Below are 1,469 nucleotides of genomic sequence, written 5' to 3'. Positions count from 1 at the left end.
GAAATACTAATATTGGACGCGAAATATGAATTATCTTATGAAGAAATGGCTGAAACATTAGGTGTATCCATTGGAACAGTCAAATCTAGGTTAAGCAGAGCAAGAAGTAAAGTTTCAAAATTAATAGGGGAGGGTAGAAGTGATGAACAGTAAAAAAAATCCTGATTGGTATAGCAAATTAAAAAATGGACCAATGGAGCGTCGTAAAGATGAAGAAGCATTTATTTATAAAATAAAGCAATCGATATACCAAAATAGTGAAATAGACTCTGTACCATACAAGAGACCATTTCGTAAAAAAGCATTGCCTATTGTAGTTGTTTTGGTTTGTACAATGTTATTTTTTATTGTTCAACAACCTTGGCTTGATGATAATAAATCACCGGTACAAAGTAGTACTCAAATTAAGCCTAAAACAAAAGATGAGTCTGCTCAAGATCCATCATTAAAACAATTTATGAATGAGTTATATCGAAGTACAAATTCAAAAAATGAAAATGACCTGTATAGAGCGTTAAATGATGAAGTTCTATTTAAAGGGAAGAGTTATAAGAAGGATGAATTGAAATTTGATGAAGATATTTTTCATGAGTTGCAAATTGCTCTTACAATGGGGGGAGCATTTACAAATGATACAAAGCGAGCATACAAAGTACCAAGTGGATTGACAGAAAGTAACGAACCAAAGCAAGCGCATTATATATATGCAACTGTTACTGGAAATAAAACGAAAATTTTAGCTGAACCAAAGCGAGAATCACAAGTTGTATATGAAGTATCTAATGAAATGGTAAAAGCTTGGATTCCAGAAAAAGTGCAGAATAATGGATATATAAAAGTATCGACAATTAGCGGTAATACTGGATATGTACAAAAAGAGTATGTTTTAACTGATATTAAATATTCTTTCATGTTCGAAAAGGATCATGAAGGTAAATGGAAAATAACGAATATAGATTCTATATGGTAAAGAGGAAGGTTCACTTTAATGAACCTTCCTCTATGTTTTTATTCTCTTATTGAAGAGTATTCCAGTACTCTAAAATTTCTGATGTAACGAGAGCAGCAATGTTTTTTTCTGAATTACTACCAGGAATAACGACAGAAACGGCAATTCGTGGATCTTCGGTAGGAGCATATGCAATGAAAAGAGAATGGTTTATCATTCTTTCTTGCTCATTCGGAGCACCTGTTATGCCTGTTTTACCTGCGACATGGAAGGGTAAGTTTTTAATTTCCTCTATATTTTGACTCATTCCACCTTGCACGACATTCCAAAAGTCCATTGGATAATGATTTGAACTTTCTATAATTGGTTTGAATTTCTTTGTTTCCTTACCATTTTGATCAATAATAGCACTTACGATTTGAGGTTTATATTTATCACCTTTACTTGCCAAAGTTGCTGCATATTGAGCAAGTTGAAGAGGAGTGTGTACTTCATTTCCTCCCCAAGAGGCATTTAATAA

The 1,469-nt window shown here is 32.8% G+C and carries 3 protein-coding genes; 2 read left to right on the top strand and 1 reads right to left on the bottom strand.

From position 1 onward, the window contains the following. A partial coding sequence (locus MR155_RS31095; protein WP_242312107.1) for an RNA polymerase sigma factor occupies positions 1 to 153 on the top strand: 153 nt, incomplete at its 5' end. Further along, complete coding sequence (locus MR155_RS31090; RefSeq protein ID WP_242312106.1) at positions 143 to 970, top strand: SH3 domain-containing protein; 828 nt, start codon at positions 143 to 145, stop codon at positions 968 to 970. The genes MR155_RS31095 and MR155_RS31090, both read left to right, overlap by 11 nt. Positions 971 to 1,016: 46 nt before the next feature. Here the strand turns inward: MR155_RS31090 and MR155_RS31085 are convergent. Further along, a partial coding sequence (locus MR155_RS31085) for a penicillin-binding transpeptidase domain-containing protein (RefSeq protein ID WP_277958799.1) occupies positions 1,017 to 1,469 on the bottom strand: 453 nt, incomplete at its 5' end.

The sequence above is a fragment of the Bacillus cereus group sp. BfR-BA-01331 genome (genome assembly GCF_022663915.1).
Classification (GTDB): Bacteria; Bacillota; Bacilli; order Bacillales; family Bacillaceae_G; genus Bacillus_A; species Bacillus_A mycoides.
The sequence above is the reverse complement of the archived record's forward strand: the minus strand, read 5'-3'. Positions and strand labels throughout refer to the sequence as shown.